The 17,516-nt window shown below is 52.6% G+C and carries 17 protein-coding genes, 1 tRNA gene and 4 pseudogenes; 9 read left to right on the forward strand and 13 right to left on the reverse strand.

Annotated features, from left to right (window positions below; all coding sequences use genetic code 11):
• The first annotated feature begins 8 nt into the window (after nucleotides 1–8).
• Nucleotides 9–95, forward strand: a tRNA-Leu gene (locus tag LZP96_RS09055).
• Between the two features lie 127 nt (nucleotides 96–222).
• Here the strand turns inward: LZP96_RS09055 and LZP96_RS09060 are convergent.
• Nucleotides 223–312, reverse strand: a pseudogene (locus LZP96_RS09060) (site-specific integrase); the annotation flags it as partial.
• 6 nt (nucleotides 313–318) lie between these two features.
• Between LZP96_RS09060 and LZP96_RS24205 the strand changes: the two are divergent.
• A pseudogene (locus LZP96_RS24205) lies at nucleotides 319–705 on the forward strand (lysis protein); the annotation flags it as partial.
• Here LZP96_RS24205 and LZP96_RS09075 read toward each other — a convergent pair.
• Nucleotides 706–984: a hypothetical protein gene (locus LZP96_RS09075; RefSeq protein WP_064326574.1), complete on the reverse strand. Its 279-nt coding sequence runs from the start codon at nucleotides 982–984 to the stop codon at nucleotides 706–708.
• A gap of 268 nt (nucleotides 985–1,252) precedes the next feature.
• Here LZP96_RS09075 and LZP96_RS09080 point away from each other — a divergent pair.
• Nucleotides 1,253–1,408, forward strand: a pseudogene (locus LZP96_RS09080) (phage terminase small subunit P27 family); the annotation flags it as partial.
• Nucleotides 1,405–1,569, forward strand: a pseudogene (locus tag LZP96_RS09085) (ATP-dependent Clp protease proteolytic subunit); the annotation flags it as partial. The pseudogenes LZP96_RS09080 and LZP96_RS09085, both read left to right, overlap by 4 nt.
• Nucleotides 1,570–1,690: 121 nt before the next feature.
• On the opposite strand, the gene LZP96_RS09090 reads toward LZP96_RS09085, so the two are convergent.
• The 5 genes from LZP96_RS09090 to LZP96_RS09110 form a co-directional block, all read right to left on the reverse strand.
• Nucleotides 1,691–2,407 (reverse strand): ABC transporter ATP-binding protein, encoded by a 717-nt coding sequence (locus tag LZP96_RS09090; protein ID WP_064326573.1) that lies wholly within the window; start codon nucleotides 2,405–2,407, stop codon nucleotides 1,691–1,693.
• On the reverse strand, nucleotides 2,404–3,279 hold the full coding sequence (locus LZP96_RS09095; RefSeq protein ID WP_064326572.1) for an ABC transporter ATP-binding protein: 876 nt from the start codon (nucleotides 3,277–3,279) through the stop codon (nucleotides 2,404–2,406). The genes LZP96_RS09090 and LZP96_RS09095 overlap by 4 nt, the downstream gene beginning before the upstream one ends.
• Nucleotides 3,276–4,565, reverse strand: a complete 1,290-nt coding sequence (gene livM / locus LZP96_RS09100; protein ID WP_064326571.1) for a high-affinity branched-chain amino acid ABC transporter permease LivM — start codon at nucleotides 4,563–4,565, stop codon at nucleotides 3,276–3,278. The genes LZP96_RS09095 and livM overlap by 4 nt, the downstream gene beginning before the upstream one ends.
• A gap of 11 nt (nucleotides 4,566–4,576) precedes the next feature.
• Nucleotides 4,577–5,491 (reverse strand): ABC transporter permease subunit, encoded by a 915-nt coding sequence (locus LZP96_RS09105; protein WP_064326570.1) that lies wholly within the window; start codon nucleotides 5,489–5,491, stop codon nucleotides 4,577–4,579.
• 103 nt (nucleotides 5,492–5,594) lie between these two features.
• On the reverse strand, nucleotides 5,595–6,716 hold the full coding sequence (locus tag LZP96_RS09110) for a branched-chain amino acid ABC transporter substrate-binding protein (RefSeq protein ID WP_064326569.1): 1,122 nt from the start codon (nucleotides 6,714–6,716) through the stop codon (nucleotides 5,595–5,597).
• 461 nt (nucleotides 6,717–7,177) lie between these two features.
• On the opposite strand from LZP96_RS09110, the gene LZP96_RS09115 reads away from it, so the two are divergent.
• On the forward strand, nucleotides 7,178–7,846 hold the full coding sequence (locus LZP96_RS09115) for a YecA/YgfB family protein (RefSeq protein WP_064326568.1): 669 nt from the start codon (nucleotides 7,178–7,180) through the stop codon (nucleotides 7,844–7,846).
• A gap of 32 nt (nucleotides 7,847–7,878) precedes the next feature.
• Here the strand turns inward: LZP96_RS09115 and tyrP are convergent, their stop codons facing one another.
• On the reverse strand, nucleotides 7,879–9,090 hold the full coding sequence (gene tyrP / locus LZP96_RS09120; RefSeq protein ID WP_064326567.1) for a tyrosine transporter TyrP: 1,212 nt from the start codon (nucleotides 9,088–9,090) through the stop codon (nucleotides 7,879–7,881).
• A 234-nt stretch (nucleotides 9,091–9,324) separates the two neighbouring features.
• Between tyrP and LZP96_RS09125 the strand changes: the two genes are divergently transcribed.
• A complete protein-coding gene (locus LZP96_RS09125; protein WP_064326566.1) occupies nucleotides 9,325–9,564 on the forward strand; it encodes a YecH family metal-binding protein in 240 nt (79 codons plus the stop codon).
• A gap of 33 nt (nucleotides 9,565–9,597) precedes the next feature.
• Here LZP96_RS09125 and ftnA read toward each other — a convergent pair whose 3' ends face one another.
• From ftnA to LZP96_RS09140, 3 genes are all read right to left on the reverse strand, one after another.
• Complete coding sequence (ftnA, locus tag LZP96_RS09130) at nucleotides 9,598–10,095, reverse strand: non-heme ferritin (RefSeq protein ID WP_064326565.1); 498 nt, start codon at nucleotides 10,093–10,095, stop codon at nucleotides 9,598–9,600.
• A gap of 206 nt (nucleotides 10,096–10,301) precedes the next feature.
• A complete protein-coding gene (gene yecR, locus LZP96_RS09135) occupies nucleotides 10,302–10,637 on the reverse strand; it encodes a YecR family lipoprotein (RefSeq protein WP_064326564.1) in 336 nt (111 codons plus the stop codon).
• 103 nt (nucleotides 10,638–10,740) lie between these two features.
• Complete coding sequence (locus LZP96_RS09140) at nucleotides 10,741–12,915, reverse strand: HD domain-containing phosphohydrolase (protein ID WP_064326563.1); 2,175 nt, start codon at nucleotides 12,913–12,915, stop codon at nucleotides 10,741–10,743.
• Nucleotides 12,916–13,163: 248 nt separating this feature from the next.
• Between LZP96_RS09140 and LZP96_RS09145 the strand changes: the two genes are divergently transcribed.
• On the forward strand, nucleotides 13,164–13,802 hold the full coding sequence (locus LZP96_RS09145; RefSeq protein ID WP_064326562.1) for an RpiB/LacA/LacB family sugar-phosphate isomerase: 639 nt from the start codon (nucleotides 13,164–13,166) through the stop codon (nucleotides 13,800–13,802).
• Between the two features lie 88 nt (nucleotides 13,803–13,890).
• Here the strand turns inward: LZP96_RS09145 and LZP96_RS09150 are convergent, their stop codons facing one another.
• Complete coding sequence (locus LZP96_RS09150; protein ID WP_064326561.1) at nucleotides 13,891–15,312, reverse strand: MFS transporter; 1,422 nt, start codon at nucleotides 15,310–15,312, stop codon at nucleotides 13,891–13,893.
• 212 nt (nucleotides 15,313–15,524) lie between these two features.
• Between LZP96_RS09150 and azuC the strand changes: the two genes are divergently transcribed.
• Both azuC and LZP96_RS09160 read left to right on the forward strand, forming a co-directional pair.
• Nucleotides 15,525–15,608, forward strand: a complete 84-nt coding sequence (gene azuC / locus LZP96_RS09155; RefSeq protein WP_014832437.1) for a stress response protein AzuC — start codon at nucleotides 15,525–15,527, stop codon at nucleotides 15,606–15,608.
• A 105-nt stretch (nucleotides 15,609–15,713) separates the two neighbouring features.
• Nucleotides 15,714–15,965 (forward strand): DUF2766 family protein, encoded by a 252-nt coding sequence (locus LZP96_RS09160; RefSeq protein ID WP_064326560.1) that lies wholly within the window; start codon nucleotides 15,714–15,716, stop codon nucleotides 15,963–15,965.
• A 77-nt stretch (nucleotides 15,966–16,042) separates the two neighbouring features.
• Here LZP96_RS09160 and LZP96_RS09165 read toward each other — a convergent pair whose 3' ends face one another.
• Nucleotides 16,043–17,386: an anaerobic C4-dicarboxylate transporter gene (locus LZP96_RS09165; RefSeq protein ID WP_064326559.1), complete on the reverse strand. Its 1,344-nt coding sequence runs from the start codon at nucleotides 17,384–17,386 to the stop codon at nucleotides 16,043–16,045.
• Nucleotides 17,387–17,516: the final 130 nt, after the last annotated feature.

Below are 17,516 nucleotides of genomic sequence, written 5' to 3' on the forward strand. Positions count from 1 at the left end.
CTTCCCGAGCCCGGATGGTGGAATCGGTAGACACAAGGGATTTAAAATCCCTCGGCGTTCGCGCTGTGCGAGTTCAAGTCTCGCTCCGGGTACCATGGGAAAAGTAGAATAATCAAAGCAATAAGCAGTGTCGTACAAACCACCGAAAGGTGGTTTTTTTATTGCCTGATTTTCGCCATTCGCCATTCTTTCGCCATTCAGCTTCGCCACAAGAAGAGGGCATTACTGCCCCCCAACCACCGGCACTACAGAAATTTTCCTGTTATATCTCGCCGTTTGCGAGGCATTTTTATGACCTGAAATTTCCAATTTCCTGACCGCGACAACGCCATCACCTACAAAGAGCAGCGCGACAAAGCGACTGAGATGCTCAGCCTGGCGAACGCGACCATGACCGACATGCAGACGCGGCAGCGTGACGTTGCTGCGCTCGATGCCAAATACACGAAGGAATAAGCCGATGCGAAAGCCGAAAATGATGCTCTGCAGCGCAAGCTTGATAATGGTGGTCGGGTGCTCGTCATAGGCCGCCGTCCAGTGCCAGCCTCAACCTAAGCCGCCAGCGCCTCCAGCATGGGCCATGATACCACCGTCGAACTCTTTGACTTTGCTGGACGAAACCTTCTCGGTATCCGATCCGGAATCAGGCAAGACCAGTCAGCCTTGAGAGTGCTACAGGAATACATCACCAGTCACTGTCAGTAACTACTTAAAGTATTTATCCATGGGATCGTAGTGCTGGTATTTTCTGTAAAAAAAGAGCCAGTAGACAAATCCTATGGCAGCACCTAGCCCTGCCATCATGAGATAAAGATCCTCGCGATGGTAAAACAATTCAGAGAAGGAATAAGAACCTTTCCATATATCAATAAGGCTACCGCCAATCACCACATCAAATATAAATGCCATCAATGGCAGAGCAACAGCATATGCCGCCATGAGGTAGAGCAGAGCTCCAAGTCTGTACCTGGTATTAATGTGCATAGCCTGCCTCCTTACAAGTTGCTTTGAAGCATAACATATCCAATCAAGAGCCAGAATTCGGTCGGGCTTTTCTATTGGGGCATGACAAACCCCAGGAAGAACTGTCACCCGAAATGGCAGAGCATGACCACAAACACACCGAACCCTAACCTGTGAAATGAGCCTTTGGAGACGTCAGTTTAGTGCTGGCGAGCCTTCGGTGGGCAAGCGTTTTATTTCGGCAAAAGTTCATCTCACAAGTAAGATCGATTAATAGGAGTTTTCAATCATGTCAGGACCGCCGAGAACCCCGACGGCACTGCGTTTGTTAAAGGGTAGCCCATCTAAACGGGCCTTGAACAAGGCAGAGCCAAAACATCCCTCTGGCGTCCCCCAAATTCCGAAGCATTTTAACAAGCAGGAAAAGTACTGGTTCAAGCGGATAACAGCATTTCTGTGTTTGATGTTATCGGGCAGGACTAATGGGGCGAAGGGGTAACCGCTAAACGTATTGCCGGTGCGCTTCGGGCGATGAACGGCGCCGACATTACGGTGAAAATCAACTCACCGGGCGGCGATATGTTCGAAGGTCTGGCTATCTACCATGGAAAAAATTGAATAAAATCAATGATAAGCAGTGTCGTACACACCACCGGAAGGTGGTTTTTTTATGGGGTTTTTTGACCTGAGCCCGGCGACTCACGTGAGCTTCCCATTCAATGCGCGCCTAAACCCCACCAAGATACGCTTTACGCACCTCCTGATTGCCCAGCAATTCCTGGCCGCTGCCTGCCAGGCGGATCTGCCCGTTAACCATCACGTAGCCGCGATCGGACAGCGACAGCGCATGATGCGCGTTTTGCTCAACGAGAAAGATGGTCATGCCGTTTCGCGCAAGCTCCCGCAGCGTCTGGAAGATCTGTTTTACCACGATAGGGGCAAGCCCCAGGCTCGGCTCGTCCAGCAATAGCAGTTTCGGTCGGCTCATCAGGGCGCGGGCGATGGCCAGCATTTGCTGTTCGCCGCCGGACATGGTCATTGCCCGTTGTTTACGGCGCTCTTTGAGCCGGGGAAAGAGCTCGAACATGCTCTGCAAATCCTGGGCGGCGTACTGGTTGCCTATGGGTATGGTGCCCATCAGCAAATTCTCTTCGACGGTCATATCCGGAAAAATACGGCGTCCTTCCGGGGCCTGCGCAATCCCGCCCGAGGCGACATAATGCGTTGAGCGATGGCTGATGTCGTCCCCGCAGAATAAAATCTGCCCCTGACGGATGCGCGGCTGACCAAATATAGACATCAGGAGCGTCGATTTTCCCGCCCCATTGGCACCGATCAGCGCGACGGTTTCCCCTTTGTTTACCTGTAACGAGACCTGCTTTAGCGCCTGAATCACCCCGTAGAAGACATCCACGTTGCGAAACTCCAGCATCGGCTCACTCATAAACTGACCTCGCTTTCGTCAGTGCCAAGATAAGCGGCAATGACTTTCTCGTTATGCTGGATGTGCTCGGGCGTTCCCTGGGCAATCACATCGCCATGGTCGAGCACAATGATATGATCCGATATGTCCATCACCATCCCCATATCATGCTCAATGAGAAGAACCGTGATGCCATGCTGGTCGCGCAAGAAACGGATGATTTTACTCAGCGTGCGTGTCTCTACCGGATTCAGCCCGGCCGCCGGCTCATCCAGACAAATCATCTCCGGTCCGGTACACATTGCTCGCGCAATTTCGAGCCGACGCTGTTGCCCGTATGACATTTCTCCTGCCAGGCGGTTAGCGCAATCGACCAGGTCCACCACCTCCAGCCAGTAGAAGGCGCGGTCCAGCGCGTCGCTTTCCGCTTTTCGGTAGCCGGGGGTGTTCAGCACCCCGGCCAGCAGATTGCGGTTGACGCGCATATGCTGAGCCACAAGCAGGTTCTCTACCACCGACATCTCCCGGAATAAACGGATGTTCTGAAAGGTACGCGCCAGCCCGGCGCGGTTCACCAGATGCGTGCCGCCAAACATTTTGTAGAAGAGACGCTGTCCGAACTGCGCCGGGTTTAGCCAGTCGCCAGGCTGGAATTTTTGTCCCAGGATCTGGATAACGTTCGTGGTTTTGCTACGCGTGGAGAAATGAATCGCGCCGCCAGAGGCTTTGTAAAAACCGGTCAGGCAGTTAAATACCGTCGTTTTACCTGCACCGTTTGGCCCTATCAGAGCCGTGATTGACCCGCGCTGTACTGACAAAGTGACATCGTTCAGGGCTTTGATCCCGCCAAAGTGCATCATCAGATGTTCGACACTCAGTATCGTCCCGTTCATGGCGCCACTCCCTTACGCACCGCGAATCCGCTGCGGTTAATACGTATCAGTCCTCGCGGTCGCCAAATCATCATCACCACCATCAGCACGCCGAACAGAAGTACGCGATACTCAGCGAAGCTGCGCAGGAGTTCCGGCGTAACGGTGAGGACAAACGCCGCCAGCACCACACCCAGCGTGGACCCCATGCCGCCCAGCACCACGATGGCAAGGATCAGTGCAGACTCAAAGAACGTAAAAGACGTCGGGTTGACAAAACCCTGGTAGGTGGCGAAGAACACGCCTGCAATACCGGCCGTGGACGCGCCCAGCGTAAAGGCCGAAAGCTTCACCAGAACGTGATTTAATCCCATTGAGCGGCAGGCGATTTCATCTTCACGCAGTGCTTCCCAGGCCCGACCGATTGGCATGCGTGTCAGACGATGCTTGATAAACAACACCAGTAACACCACCAGCAACAGTACGGCGTAGATGAAGATAAACTTCAGGTTGGGGTTATACGTAAGATGAAAAAACTCATGAAAAGGCGTGCCGCCTTCTTTGGCGCGCCGCCCGAACTCCAGCCCAAAAAAGGTGGGTGGCGGGGCTGAAATGCCGTTCGGTCCCCCGGTAAAGGTGAGCCAGTTGTTCAGGACGAGCCGGATGATTTCGCCAAAGCCTAGCGTGACGATGGCCAGATAATCGCCATGCATACGTAAGACCGGAAATCCCAGCAGTGCGCCCGCGGCTGCGGCTAACAGGGCCGCCAGCGGCAGCATTGTCCAGAAACCCAGCCCGAGATACTGGTAGCCCAGCGCCAGCCCGTAGGCGCCAATGGCATAAAAGGCGACGTATCCTAGGTCGAGTAGCCCCGCCAGACCCACCACAATGTTTAATCCCAGCCCGAGTAACACGTAAATCAAACCGAGAATCGCAACCGTGAGGACATACTTTGTGGCGACAAAAGGGAAACAGACCGCCAGCGCGATGACCAGAGGAAGGATCCAGCGCATCCGACTTTTATAACCGGGAGGGCGCACGTATACGCCCAAATTATCAGCGTCGAAACGGGACAGCAGGCGAACGCCCGTCCGCGTAGAAAGAAAGGCCGTCAGAATAAATCGGCCTGCCATCACGATAGCAACGAGCCAGGCTAACCGCCTGCCTTCAAAATTGAAGCTGTAGCCATCGAGCACGACGCCCGCAATGGGGCCGAAAATAATCAGCGCCACCATGCCGGCAAAGAGGCTATCCAGCACGCAGCGTTGTAGCGAAAAACCGTCGGGAGCATGCGCTTGCGATGTCATATTTCACTCTCTTACACTTTGGCGACAACCGGTCGTCCAAGCAGTCCCTGAGGACGGAAGATAAGGATTACCACCAGCAATCCAAACGAGAAGACATCCTTGTAATCAGAATTCACCATCCCGGAAAACTGTGCCTCGGCGATCCCCAAAATCAGCCCGCCCAGCATCGCGCCAGGTAACGATCCAATTCCACCTAACACCGCGGCGGTAAAGGCTTTGATGCCGATGACAAATCCGGCGTAAAAATCGAATGTCCCGTAGTTCATCGTGATGAGTACGCCTGCCAGCCCTGCCATAGCAGCACCGATAACAAACACCAGCGAAATGATACGGTCGGTATTGATGCCCAGAATCGAGGCCATTTTCCGATCCTGCTGCACCGCCCGACACATGCGGCCTAAACGCGTCCGGTTGATTATCCAGGTGAGCAATAACATTCCCGCGAACGAGGCAATCAGGATAAAGACCTTGGTATAGGTTATCTGGACAAAACCTTCGCCCAGGTGAAACCGGAAGACACCGTCCAGCATCGTGGGTACACCTTGTTGCCGGGGACCCTGGCTGATTTGCGCGTAGTTTTGCAGAATTAAAGACATGCCAATTGCGGAGATCAGCGGCGCTAAGCGTGTTGAATTGCGTAGCGGCTTATAGGCAATGCGCTCAATGGTCCAGCCATATACCCCCGTGACCACGATGGTGAAGACCAGCGTACCGAGAATCAATAAAGGGAATGACTGCAAGCCGAAGAACGAAAGCAGCGCCAGACCAATGGCGCAGAGGTAGGCCGAGATCATATACACTTCGCCATGCGCGAAGTTGATCATGCCGATAATGCCGTAAACCATGGTGTACCCGATGGCGATCAGTCCGTAGACCGAACCCAGCGTTAACCCGTTGATGAGCTGCTGCAGGAAGAATGTACTCATTATCGCGCGCTCTTATAAAAGGCTGCACGATCAAACAACCGTGCAGCCAGGGATGTTATCGCACCGGTCGTCCTGGACCGGCGTTGAGCGTAACGCCTGAGCGTTACTGGACCTCCTGATATTTCCCTTTGTCGTCCCACTGATACACGACGTAATCGGACACCTTCAGATCGCCTTTATCATCCCAGGCCTTTTTCCCCATGACCGTTTCGACCGGGTTGGCTTTTAACCAGGCGCTGGCTTTGGCCGGGTCGGTGCTTTTGGTGGCATTAAAAGCCGCAGCAATAGCCTGAACAGAGGCGTAGGAGTAGAGGGTGTAGCCTTCTGGCTCAAATTTACTGGCGCGGAATTTTTCGATAACGGCTTTGCCGTCCGGGATCAGACGCGGATCTTTGCCGAAGGTCATATAAATGCCCTTGGTGTATTGCGCTCCCCCCGCGGCGGTAACCATCTCTTCATTGACGATACAATCCCCGGAGAAGAACTTCGCCTGTACGCCTTGCTCACGCATCTGACGGACAAGGGGACCGGCTTCCGGATGGCATCCCCCGAAGAACACCACGTCTGGTTTCTGGGCGCCAATTTTGGTGACCAGCGCGTTAAAATCTTTTTCACCGCGGGATAGCCCTTCATACATCACGTCTTTAACGCCGCGCTTAGCCAGCGCCGCTTTTGTGGCATCCGCCAGGCCTTGCCCATAGGTATCTTTATCGTGGATGATGGCCACACGTTTGGCATGCAGTTTATCAATGATAAAGTCGCTGGCGACCTGACCTTGCTGGTCATCGCGACCGCACATACGGAACATATCCTCCATGCCGCGCTCGGTGATTAACGGGTTGGTAGAGCCGGGGGTGATGGCGAGAATGCCTGCATCGTTATAGACCTCTGAGGCCGGCATGGTAGACGAAGAACAAAAATGACCGACTACGGCTTTCACTTTGTCCTGATCCACGAGGCGGTTGGCTACGGAGACGGCCTGTTTAGGTTCACAGGCATCATCCCCCTGAACCAGCTTGATTTTCTCACCGTTGATCCCACCCGCAGCATTGATATCTTCGGCGGCCTGGGTGGCACCGTGCCAGTATTGATCGCCATAGGTCGCGTTAGGGCCGGTGAACGGCCCGGCTATACCAATCACGATATCGGCCTGGGCGGAAAACGCCGTAAGCAGGCTGCCTGCCAGTAAAAGCGAAAGGGGAGTTCTGATTAATTTCAGCGACATTGTAATGTTCCTTAGCTAAGAGGTTTTTGCACCACGGATAACCTTTACGCCTGACGGCGCATTCAATCCAAAAACAAACGCAAGAACAAAATGCACTAAACGAACGACAGCCTGACAATATGCTGCTGGTAACGGCGAGGTTTCCTTACTGGTATTCACCTCTGGGACATTAAGCAAAATGCTGGCCAGAATGATTGAACCCGTGCCCAATTATCGACACTGTGAGTATAGAGCGCCGTTTTACGCCTCCTGCGGGGATAAGGTGAAATTCCAGCAGGGATCACATCCCGTTTACAACAAAGCCCATAACTTGTGCAACGGTCACGATTTGCACTTAAAAGCATCATCATTACTGGCGGTCTTTATACTTAAGAGGCCTGGTAGCGGCAGTAGGCGCGTGCTTCTCCTGCTGGCTGGCGTTGTGTGGTAATATTCTTTTCTTTTTTTCAGGAGTGTCAGCAATGACTGAAGGCCCATTAAACGAAAGCGAACTTGAGTGGCTGGAAGAGACCCTAACGTCCTACGGTCATGAAGACGCATCCGTGATTGATGTATCCGAACTTGACGGTATGTTAACCGCGTTATTATCAGGCCCCTTTGTGGTAGAGCCGGATGCCTGGCTGGTGGCGGTGTGGGGCGGAGAAAAATATATTCCGCGCTGGAAAAACGATCGTGAAATGAACCGGTTTATCGATCTTTGCTTTAAGCATTTGAATGATATTGCGGAGAGGCTGAGCGATTATCCCGACCAGTTCGAACCGGTATTTGGGATTAATGACGTCGACGGGCAAAGCTACACGGTCGTCGAAGAGTGGTGTTACGGCTACATGCGCGGCGTAGCGCTGACCGACTGGTCAGCCCTGCCTGACGAACTGCAGGCTGACCTCGCGGCAATTGCCCTGCACGGCACCCTCGAAAACAGTGAAAAGCTGGAGTCGTTAACGGAAGAGGAGTACGCCGGGAGTATTGAGCGCATTCGTCCTGCGGCACTGCGTTTATATAACTACTGGGTAGCAAATCCCCAGGCGCCTGCTTTGCAGCAGCCCATTGTGAATGGCGTCAAGGTTGGCCGTAACGATCCGTGTCCGTGCGGCAGCGGTAAGAAATTTAAAAGCTGTTGTCTCCACTGATAAAAAACGGGCTACTGAGTAGCCCGTTTTTTTTAACCCACTTCAGGCAACAGGCCCGCGGCAATACAGAATTGCACCACAATGACCGCAATGCCACAGGCGAAGACCAGGCAGAGCAGCGGTTTTCCACCGGCCACGCGATACCCGGCATTCTGGTGCTGCTGACGGCTTTTCCATGCCAGCAGCGACGGAAGCAACAGGGCAAGAATCGATAACGCCACGCCGGCGTAACCCAGCGCCATCACAAACCCACGCGGATAAAACAGCGCAAACGCAACGGGCGGCAAAAAGGTGATCGCCGCGGTCTGCAGACGCCCGCCGACGCTGTTTTTACGCTGGAACAGATCCGCCAGATAGTCGAACAGACCCAGAGCCACCCCCAGGAACGAGGTGGCCAGCGCCAGGTCGGCAAACAGATGCACCGCCAGCTCAACGTGAGGGGATGCGACCACGGCGCGTAACGCCATCAGGAAGCCATTCAGGCCAGAGTGATCGGCCATTAGGCCCAGAAACGTCGTTGAATCAATACTGCCCAGCGTCACCAGTTGCCAGAAGAGATAAGCAACTAAAGGAATGGCGCTACCGATCACGAATACGCGACGCAGTTTTCGTATGTCCCCGTTCATATAACTGACGATGCTCGGTACGCTGCCGTGAAAGCCAAACGAGGTAAAAATGACCGGGATGGCGGAGAGCGCCAGCCCTTTTTCCAGAGGGAGGGTCAACAGGTTTATACTGTGAACATGCGGTGCCAGCAGCACCAGCATCACCACCAGGAAAAGGATCTTGGCGCTAAACAGAAAACGATTGAAGAGATCGACCAGCGCCGTGCCAACGCTCACTACGCCGCCGCCAATTAAGGTAAAGAAGATCACCCCCGTGGACGGGGTAATATCTGAACCAAACCAGTCATTGATGCTGGAGGCAATGAGTTCTCCGGCGCCGCTGATATAGGCGGCCGTCAACGCATACATCAGGAACATCATGCTAAACCCGGTGACCCACTGGCCGTAACGGCCAAGATAGCGGGCGGCCAGGGACCCCAGCCCGGTATCTGCCGGGACATGCTGATAGACCTCAAGCAGCAAGAGCGCGGTGTAACACATCAGCGCCCATAACGAGCCTAACAATACCAACGTCACGCTAAAGCCGACGCCTGCAGCGGCTAAAGGCATTGCCAGCATTCCTGCGCCTATAGTCGTGCCTGCGACGATAAAGATACTTCCCAGGGTTCTGTTTTTCACGATTTCCTCTACAGCGATACCATATCGCAACAAAATCTGCGGCGCAGAGTAAGGGAAAAGAGGTTGTTCGTCAAATCGGCGTTACATCTCGTGTACATAAAAATTTACAACGTAGAGCCTCGTCTCGCGTGATGCCCTCAGAGGTGCCGTTTCAGCAGATGAGAGGTAACCTGAGCCAGCGCAAAGCACGAGGGGATACGCATCGTTAGGATGGCTCTTTTATCGGGAGGTAGCATGACGTCAATACACGGGCACGCGGTACTCACAATGATGATTGAGTCCGGTGAACACTATTCAGAAAGCAGTCTGGAAAAGGCGATTCATACACGATTTGGTGAAACGGCGCGTTTCCATACCTGTTCGGCAGAAAACATGACCGCAGCGGAGCTGGTGGCGTTTCTGAAAGCGAAAGGGAAATTTATTCCGGCAGAGAAGGGGTTTTCAACGAGTGAAAGCAAAATTTGCCGCCACTAAAAAATACGGTGCCGTAACCGGCACCGTCAATAATTAATTCTGAGCGTCAAGCGTCGACAGTTCTTTATCAATAAAGTACAGCCCTTCACCCGATTTACCCGCCAGGGATAATTTATCCAGCACGGATTTAAACAGTTTCTCTTCCTCGTGCTGTTCGGCGACATACCACTGCAGGAAATTAAAAGTAGGATAATCCTGGCTCATCATTGCTGCATGGGCCAGTTCATTAATCTTTTGCGTAATCAGCTGTTCATGTTCGTAGGTTGCGCGGAATAATTCATCCAGAGAAGCGTATTCAGCAAACGGCGAGGCGACCGGATTAATACGCGGCAGGCTGCCGGTATCGGCCAGATAGTCAAACAGACGCTGCATATGCGTCATCTCTTCCTGAGCGTGGCGGCGCAGAAATGCTGCCGCGCCTTCAAAGCTGTGGAAGCTGCACCAGGCACTCATTTGTTGATAAAGCAGGGATGAAAAAAGCTCAAGGTTCATTTGTTCATTGAGCTTGTCGATCATTTCAGTTTTCAGCATGGGTGCAGCTCCGTAAATGAGAAATAGGTCAGCAAGGCCGCCACTATAATTTGTTATTTAATTATTTGCAAAAGGTAAAATAAAAAGAGTATTTATTAAAAATACGAATGGGAATAAAACGCATTGGCGATATTTATTTATTCTAATGAGAATTGTTCGTCTTCTTATTTAAATATGCTGCCCGTTTTGAACCGGCAGCATACCGGTTAATACCAGGGATTTGCACCGGGCCTGGTGGCATAGCCAAGACATTTGTACTGAATGGTCATGGTTTCATTCAGGCACACGGACCCGCTCACGAGTGAACAGGTTTTAATAGGCTCACCGTAGAACGAGGCGGTGGCATAGCCCATGCTCTGGCATTCACGCGTCGCTGTCCCGTTGGTGAGGTAGGCGTCATAGCGCGCATTTTGCAACATCGCCTGGTTGTAGTTGAGCCTGACAACGCCATTTGGCGCATCCACATGACTGACTTCGGCCTGACGGGTGATAGTGCATCCTGCCAGCAGCAGGAGGGCTCCCGCGATGATTACATTCTTCATGGTTCGCTCTGTCTATAAGAAGATACACTATCCTACCGCCCTTCAGGCTGCACAATGGGCAGAATAGCCTGACAATCATCCCTTTCTCTTTGCCACGGTGCGGTTAATCGGCCATGCTGTCAAAGATTGTCTTAAACCGCAGATGTTGCTGTCGAAACAGCATGATCAGTTGTGGATCAAAATGACGTCCGTCACCGTCGAAAATAACTTTGCATGCCTCTTCATGGCTGAATCCGGGCTTGTAAATACGCTTTTGCCGGAGCGCGTCATAAACATCTGCAAGTGCCAGTATGCGCGCCTCGAGCGGGATATTCTCGCCGCGCAGTCCTTCCGGATAGCCACTTCCGTCCCATTTCTCATGATGGTAGTGAATGATATTTTCTGCTACCGAACCCAGCCCGAGCCCCTGAATAATCATCCACCCCTTGATGGTGTGCAATTTCATCTCATTAAATTCCTGCGGGGTCAGAGGACCTTGTTTACGCAGAATGCGGTCGGGTACGGCGATTTTCCCCACGTCGTGTAAGGAGGCAAAGTGTTCGATCTCGCGAATGAGCTTGCGCGGGAGATCGAGCCCGCGCGCCATCAGCCCGCAATACTTCGCCACGCGCTGGATATGGCTCCCGGTCTCATCATCATGCGCCCGGTTCACTTTCTCGAGGGCCTGCACGATATTGCGGTTCATCAGGCGATTTTTTTTAATATGTCGCCGCATCATGATCAGCATGCCAATGCTGAAAAGCGCTGCGATGAACAACACCACGCTGATGAATTTGAAGGTGTTTTTAGTCAGCGAAGGGAGCTGTGACGGGTCCTCGTGACGTTCAAGCTGCGTGCGGAAACTCGACAAGCGGTTCACCTGGGTGAGCAAATGGGAGAGCGGATGGTGCGGTTCGACCCAGGGGCCTATGATAAATTCCGAGCGCGTCACCCCGGCGACCTTCAGTACGCCACGGAAAAGCTCGTTACCCCGCAAGGTGGATTCCAGCGAACTTAAATCCCCCAGGATGTAATCTATTTCGTTGTTTTCGATGGCATCAATAAGCGCTTTATTCCCTTCCCGGGCGACAATCACAACGTCATTGCCAAATCTGTCCTGGAGATACTGCGCCGAAAACGACCCGGTAATGACCCCCACACGCTGCCCCCGAATGGTTTCTTCATCCCAGAGGAAAGGCTGCTCTATGCGGTTGTAATAGGCGTTATGCCAGGCGATTTCAGGGCCGATACGGCCCGCGGCATGTTCGGCGTCCGACCGTTCGGCAATATTGACCAGACGAACCGGCCAGTGCTGGGTGGACAGGGCCTGAAGATAACGATCAACGTAATGAACCTCGACAGGTATGCCCAGTAAATCACGCATATCATTAATCATGTCGATTGCCGTCCCGTGCCGGGTCGTTCCCGCTTTCCAGATAAGCGGGGCAAAGTTTTCGTTTTCAGGTAACCAGACCTGCAAACGGTTATGCGCCAGCCAGGCTTTTTCATCGGCTGAGATGCTGATCCGGCTCAGCAGATACTGACGTTTACTCTCTTCCAGCTCTTTTCGCATTTCACCGCTGCGATACCAGTCACCGAGAAAGGTATTGATCTTGTCACGCAGCGCTTTTAAATCCGGACTGAATCCGAGCACGACGGGGATGCGCAGTTCCGGGAAGGGACGGGACAGGAGATAATAGCGCTGCGTGTTCTCCATCTCGCTGGCATCATTGATGTAAAAATCAGCCTGATGTTCCTCCAGCAGCCGAAAAGCCTCTTCACTGGTGGCAACCAGACGCAGGGATCGGAATGTCAGGTCGGGGTAGCGTTTTTGTACGCTCTCAAGCGTGGCGTCATTTTGTCTGAACAGCACCCGGGTTTTGGCAAGCTGCTCCGGGGTGGTGACGGTCATGGAAGGGCTGGCGGCGACGACTTCATTGGAAAACAGCTGTGATGAGAGAACCTTGGTGCGGGCACGCGCCTCGGTGCGCAGCACGCCCGCATAGACGCCAAAATCACTGGCATTAAATCGTGCGCCAATTTCAGGGCCGGATAAGGGGTTGAGTTCAAGATGGGTGCCTAGTTTCTGATTCAGCGCCGCCACGAGCGTGGTGTAAAAGCCGTTTATTTTTCCGTCAGGGGTGCGCCAGAATTCAAAACTGTCGGCGTCATACACCCATACGGGCACGGCGTCGTCAGAGACGGTTTGCGCGAAAGGGCCTCTGGCCCAGAAAAGAGCGAGGGTTAACACAATCCAGTAGAGCGGCGTAACGCGAAGCGTCCTACGACGAAGATTCACAGGCCATCCTCAGTGCATTTTTATTCTCTTTTCATAGCAGTCTAGCTAACACTATCCTGAGTGCGTAGCAGTTTCGCCACAATCTCCCTGCGTTAAGCGCTTTCTCAGCATGGCGTGAAATTGTGAGCGCATCTTGATTTTTTAAAACGTTTTTTCACTTAATTTGAAAGTATGTTTGCTAAGTAGTAATGTTAACCTTGACCAGCGACTCATGACGGGGCAACCCGCAAGCATTCAGGAGATCAAGAATGAAAATTGCATTAATGATGGAAAACAGCCAGGCGAGCAAAAACGCCGTCATCCTTAATGAACTTAACGCGGTTGCCGATGAGAAGGGCTTCCCGGTGTACAACGTAGGGATGAGCGATGAAAACGATCATCATCTGACCTATATCCATCTGGGGATCATGGCAAGCATTTTACTGAATTCTAAAGCGGTCGATTTTGTCGTCACCGGTTGTGGCACGGGGCAGGGCGCACTGATGTCCCTGAACATCCATCCGGGCGTGAACTGTGGCTACTGTATCGATCCTGCGGATGCGTTCCTGTTTGCGCAGATTAACAACGGTAACGCGCTCGCCCTGCCTTTCGCCAAAGGCTTTGGCTGGGGTGCAGAGCTGAACGTTCGCTTTATCTTTGAGAAAGCCTTTACCGGCCGTAAGGGTGAAGGCTACCCACCAGAGCGTAAAGAGCCGCAGGTGCGTAACGCCGGTATTCTGAATCAGGTGAAAGCTGCCGTGGTGAAAGAGAACTATCTCGATACCCTGCGCGCGATTGATCCTGAACTGGTGAAAACCGCGGTGACCGGGCAGCGTTTCCAGGAGTGCTTCTTCGAAAACTGCCAGGACAAAGAGATCGAAGCTTATGTCCGCAGCATCGTAGGTTAAGCGTAGCGGGTGAGTAAGCAGGCGTAATGCTCACCTTTGGGTCACTCCCTTATGTATGAGGGAGTGACCGCACAACAAAAGCAGTAGACTACCCCTGTTTTTTAGATACCGCGCTCCCGGCATCCTTTTCCAGCCGCAGGGTATCAAACATCCCAACCAGACAAACCAGCGCGATTGCAGCGAAAGCCAGACGGAAACTCATTCCCGGCGCAGCGGCAAGCCCTGTCATCTCACTCACTTTTTCACCGATACGGATCCCAATTGCCCCAAGCGTAATCCCCAGACCCACGGCTAGCTGCGTCGCGGTTGAAAAGAGGGTATTGGCATAGCTCATTTGTGCTGAAGGCACGTCAGAGAAAGCCAGCGTACTCACTGCCGTAAACTGTATCGAACGGAAAACACCGCCCAGATATAAAATCAACATGATGAGCCAGACCGGTGTTTGCGGGGTTAAAAAGGCACAGGCCAGCAGTGACAGGACGTTCAAACCGCCATTGATCAGAAGCAGTTTTCTGAATCCCAGCCAGCGAATCAGGGGCGTGGTGGCGGGTTTAATCGTCAGGTTTCCGACAAAGACCGCCAGAACCAGTAAACCCGAACGGAAAGCATCCATTCCAAATCCTACCTGAAACATCAGCGGCAGCAGGAAAGGGACGGCGCTAATCGAGGCGCGGAATAACGAGCCGCCGTACATCGTAACGCGAAATGTCGGCACCTGCATGGCATCCAGCCGAATCATTGGCCACGGTGTTTTTTGAAAATGCCGCAGGGCGTAAAGCAGCGCCAGGCTACCCGTAGCCAGCAGGCCAAAGGTCAATCCGCCCTGCGGATGTGCTGCGCCTAATAACTCCATCGCATATACCAGACTGACCATCGCGACAGAAGTGGCGACAAATCCCGGCATATCGAACGGCCGGCGCGTCTCCTCGACGATATTGGGGATAATACGCAGGGCAAGGATAATCGCCACGAGGCCGAGGGGCACATTAATAAAAAAGATCCAGCGCCAGTCCGCATAGCGGGTGATAAATCCCCCAAGCGGCGGGCCAATAATGGGGGCGACCAGTGCAGGCCAGGTTAAGGTAGCGATAGCGGTTATCAACAGATGTTTGGGCGTGGTGCGCAGGACGGCCAGTCTTCCTACCGGAACCATCAGCGCGCCGCCCATGCCCTGTAGGACACGCATTGCCACAAACTGATCAACGGTGCGCGACAGACCACAGAACACCGAGGCCAACGTGAAAATCGCCAGCGCAATAGCGAATACCTTACGGGCGCCAAAGCGATCGGCTATCCAGCCGCTGGCTGGAATCAGTACCGCGAGCGTAATCAGGTAGGCGCTGATACCAATGTTAAGATCCACAGCCTGCACGCCAAAGCTTTTTGCCATATCGGGCAGTGCAGTGGCGATGACCGTCCCGTCGAGAAATTCCATAAAGAACGCGCCGGCAACTAACAGTGCGGCAGGCGATAAACCGCGACGTTCATTACCGGTGATGTTTTCTGCCATTGTCTTCCTGCCATTAAAAAAATTTTATAAAAAATTACCGTAATTTGTACTTTCGTAACTCACGGATTCATGGTGCTTTTTTTAACATAAGAGCATCATTGGTCAATTTTAAACCGTGACGAGCATCACATAACGGTTGATTTTTGTGACTCTGGTCATATTATATGCGGAAAGAAAATAACACCTGCATAACAAGTTACCGGAGCAAGACCATGAAACTGCGCAAAATCCTGAAAAGCATGTGGGCTAACTACTGCAACACCTTCAAAGACGTCCCGCCAGGCGCGATGTTCTGATAAAAAAACCTGCTTCGGCAGGTTTTTTTGTCTTTGCGGTTGACGAAAGAGGATGAAAGGCCGTGCATTTTGCTACTATAACGACCTTTTATTAAGGAGCCGTCTATGTCTCAAAATCTTAGCGCCGATCAGGAACTGGTCTCTGACGTCGTTGCCTGCCAGCTGGTTATCAAACAAATCCTGGATGTCATCGACGTAATTGCGCCTGTAGAAGTGCGTGAAAAAATGTCCACCCAGCTTAAAAATATCGATTTCAACAACCATCCTGCCGCAGCAGACCCGGTCACGCTTCGCGCCATTCAAAAAGCGATCGCGCTTATTGAACTGCGATTCACGCCACAGGGCGAGTCTCATTAAAATAAACCGATGTTTTAAAATTTGATACGTTTTTTTCAAACGTCGTTGGGCGGCAGAATGGCCGCCCGATAAGCCCATCAGAAGAACGTCTGAACCAATAAATAACTTGCCACGCAGGCGCAACTGACGCCAATCAGCCCCGGCAAAATAAAGCTGTGATTGATAATAAATTTGCCTATACGCGTCGTACCGGAGCGGTCGAAGCCAATGCAGGCAAGGTCGCTTGGGTAGGTGGGCAGGACAAAATAGCCATAAGAGGCGGGGAAGAAGGCAATCAGCATCTTCGGCTCTACGCCCAGCATCAGCCCCATTGGGGCGACCGCTGTTAATGCTGCGGCCTGGCTGTTGACCAGTTTTGATACCAGGAAAAGCACGATGGCATAGGTCCAGGGATGGCTTTTTACGACGCCTTCCAGCGCCATTTTCAGCTCATCCAGATGCGCCTGGAAGAAAGTATCACTCATCCAGGCCACGCCAAAGACCGAGAAGATAGCCACCATCCCGGCTTTAAAGACCGCACCACTGGAAATGGCCGAGGCGTTGACTTTACAGGCGATCAGCATGATTGCGCCGGCAATTAACATCATCATCTGAATCACAAGATTCATGGAGAGTGCGGTCATCTTTCCCTTTATTTCAAAAGCCGGACGCAGCTCTGGCAAGGCCCCCAGCAGCACCACTACCGCAATACCGGCAAAGAAGATCCAGGTTGACCAGTACGCCTGTTTTGGAAAGCGCTGGTTCATTAAGGTCTCGGTACTGCCGTAGATAAATTCGCGCTGTTTAGGATCCTTCAGCTTCTCCTGAAACTCAGCATCATCAGCCAGATCTTTTCCACGACGCAGGCTCCAGAGCGCGGCAATCGTCACGCCAAAAAGCGACGCGGGCACGGAGACAGCCAGGATCTCCAGAATGCCCCACGCCTGCCCTAAACCATGCTGGGCGGCGATAATTGACACCAGTGAGACCACCGCAACGGAAACCGGCGAGGCGGTAATGGCCATTTGCGAGGCAATAGAGGCCACGGCCATGGGGCGTTCCGGGCGTATCCCTTTTTTAAGAGCGATATCGGCAATAATCGGAAACATGGTGTACACCACATGGCCGGTGCCGCACAGAAACGTGAGCATCCAGGTGGTAAACGGCGCGAGAAGGGTAATATGCTGCGGATGACGGCGTAACAGGCGCTCGGCAAACTGCATCATCACGTTGAGCCCGCCAGCCGTTTGCAATGTCGCCGCACAGCCAATCACGGCCAGTATGGTCAACATCACGTCTACCGGTGGTTTGCCGGGCTGTAAGCCAAATACGAAACTGAGAATGAACAGGCCAATACCGCTTATTAGCCCAAGACCCATGCCGCCAAAACGCGTGCCGACCAGCAGGCAAAGAATAATGACAACAAATTCAATGGTGATCATGTAACCCTCGTCAATAGAATGATATTGACGAAATCATTACATTTTGTGTGTGTATGGGGTGAGAGCCATGTCTGATTTGTTAAATATCAATCAAAGCAAGGAGTTGCTAACCAAAATTTAACATTTTGAA

The sequence above is a fragment of the Huaxiibacter chinensis genome (assembly GCF_022171985.1).
Classification (GTDB): Bacteria; Pseudomonadota; Gammaproteobacteria; order Enterobacterales; family Enterobacteriaceae; genus Enterobacter; species Enterobacter chinensis_A.

Excerpts from the sequence above, each read along its gene's own strand:
- azuC (WP_014832437.1), top strand. The coding sequence starts at position 15,525 with ATGAAACTGCGCAAAATCCTGAAAAGCATGTGGGCTAACTACTGCAAC.
- LZP96_RS09095 (WP_064326572.1), bottom strand. The coding sequence starts at position 3,279 with ATGAACGGGACGATACTGAGTGTCGAACATCTGATGATGCACTTTGGC.
- livM (WP_064326571.1), bottom strand. The coding sequence starts at position 4,565 with ATGACATCGCAAGCGCATGCTCCCGACGGTTTTTCGCTACAACGCTGC.
- LZP96_RS09145 (WP_064326562.1), top strand. The coding sequence starts at position 13,164 with ATGAAAATTGCATTAATGATGGAAAACAGCCAGGCGAGCAAAAACGCC.
- LZP96_RS09110 (WP_064326569.1), bottom strand. The coding sequence starts at position 6,716 with ATGTCGCTGAAATTAATCAGAACTCCCCTTTCGCTTTTACTGGCAGGC.
- LZP96_RS09090 (WP_064326573.1), bottom strand. The coding sequence starts at position 2,407 with ATGAGTGAGCCGATGCTGGAGTTTCGCAACGTGGATGTCTTCTACGGG.
- LZP96_RS09125 (WP_064326566.1), top strand. The coding sequence starts at position 9,325 with ATGACGTCAATACACGGGCACGCGGTACTCACAATGATGATTGAGTCC.
- LZP96_RS09075 (WP_064326574.1), bottom strand. The coding sequence starts at position 984 with ATGCACATTAATACCAGGTACAGACTTGGAGCTCTGCTCTACCTCATG.
- LZP96_RS09115 (WP_064326568.1), top strand. The coding sequence starts at position 7,178 with ATGACTGAAGGCCCATTAAACGAAAGCGAACTTGAGTGGCTGGAAGAG.
- yecR (WP_064326564.1), bottom strand. The coding sequence starts at position 10,637 with ATGAAGAATGTAATCATCGCGGGAGCCCTCCTGCTGCTGGCAGGATGC.
- LZP96_RS09160 (WP_064326560.1), top strand. The coding sequence starts at position 15,714 with ATGTCTCAAAATCTTAGCGCCGATCAGGAACTGGTCTCTGACGTCGTT.
- ftnA (WP_064326565.1), bottom strand. The coding sequence starts at position 10,095 with ATGCTGAAAACTGAAATGATCGACAAGCTCAATGAACAAATGAACCTT.
- LZP96_RS09105 (WP_064326570.1), bottom strand. The coding sequence starts at position 5,491 with ATGAGTACATTCTTCCTGCAGCAGCTCATCAACGGGTTAACGCTGGGT.
- LZP96_RS09165 (WP_064326559.1), bottom strand. The coding sequence starts at position 17,386 with ATGATCACCATTGAATTTGTTGTCATTATTCTTTGCCTGCTGGTCGGC.
- LZP96_RS09150 (WP_064326561.1), bottom strand. The coding sequence starts at position 15,312 with ATGGCAGAAAACATCACCGGTAATGAACGTCGCGGTTTATCGCCTGCC.